The organism is Bradyrhizobium sp. PRIMUS42 (assembly GCF_023006515.1).
Taxonomy (GTDB): domain Bacteria; phylum Pseudomonadota; class Alphaproteobacteria; order Rhizobiales; family Xanthobacteraceae; genus Bradyrhizobium.
In genome coordinates this window covers 1-1,234 of sequence record NZ_JALBGZ010001178.1, presented here as the reverse complement: position 1 = coordinate 1,234, position 1,234 = coordinate 1, and the positions used below count along the sequence as shown (strand labels likewise).

General features: G+C 67.4%; 2 protein-coding genes. Both read right to left on the bottom strand.

The annotated features are described in order from the left end of the window. Window positions 1-1,026: heavy metal translocating P-type ATPase (locus tag MOV75_RS38785; RefSeq protein WP_247008117.1), on the bottom strand; the 1,026-nt coding region annotated here is incomplete at its 3' end. Between the two features lie 11 nt (window positions 1,027-1,037). Continuing rightward, the coding region (locus MOV75_RS38780; protein WP_247008115.1) for a FixH family protein at window positions 1,038-1,234 on the bottom strand (197 nt) is incomplete at its 5' end.

Sequence of the window (1,234 nt, the reverse complement as noted above, 5' to 3'; positions counted from 1 at the left end):
GGCCTGGAGCGCGTTGTCGAGCAGCCGCGTGATCTCGGCGAGCAGCGTCGCCTCGGACGCGGCCGAGACCCGCACCCGCAGCGTGCCGGAGATGTTCATCGATCCCGCATAGACCGGCGTGCCCTGCTCGGCCGTGACATAGAGCGTCTCGCCGGTGATCAGGTTCTGGTCGATCTCCGAACGCCCCTCGATCACGGTGCCGTCGACCGCGCAGCGCTCGCCGGGCCGCAACAGCACGATGTCGCCGGGATGGATCGCGGCCACCGGCACCTGCGAGATTTCATCAGGACCGACGAACTTCGCGGCCGTTTCCGCCTTCAGCGCCGCGAGATTGCCGGCGACGGCGCGGGTTCGCCGGCGCATGTTCTGGTCGAGGAAGCGGCCGACCAGGAGGAAGGTCAACAGCATGATCGCCGCGTCGAAATAGGCGTGCTCGGCGTGGTGGATGGTCTCGACCAAGGACATGCCGAGCGCGAGGATCACGCCGATCGAGATCGGCACATCCATGTTGGTGGTCTTGTTCGATAGCGCGCGCCAGGCCGAGCGGAAGAACGGCTGGCCGGCATAGGCCGCCGCCGGCAATGCGATCAGCGCCGACAGCCAATGAAAGAAGTCGCGCTGCTCGGGCAGCATGTCCGAGACGTTGCCCGACCACACCGGGATCGACAGCATCATCACGTTCATGGTGGCGAACGCCGCGACGCCGAGGCAGCGCAGCAGGAAGCGCGATCCGGCGACCTCCGCCACCTCCGCGCTCTCGGTCTCGAACGGATAGGCCTTGTAGCCTAGCTCCTCGAGGCGATCGATGAACCGACTCGGGTCGAGCGTGCCCGCCTTCCATTCCAGCGCGACGCGGCGGTCGGTGAGATTGACGCGCGCCAGCGTGACGTCGGGAATGGCGGACAGGCCGCGTTCGATCTTGGCCATGCAGCCGGCGCAGTGAACGCCTTCGACCGCGAGATCGATGTGCTGGACGCCCTCGCCCGCGGTCCGGACGTAGTGCGAGAAATCCCGCGTGACGTGCATGTCGAAGTCCCTCAGTTCAGGATCACGCGGTTGCGCGACAGGAACACGCGCGTCCCCCGCGCCTCGCCCTCGATCACCAGATCCCATTGCCCGGGCGCGACGGACTCGGCATTGCCGCGATAGAGGCCGATGCCGGCCTCGGTGAGCTCGACGGCGAGATCGGCGCGCTTGTCGGTCGGCCGCTCCAGCCGTCCGCCGAATTTCAGTC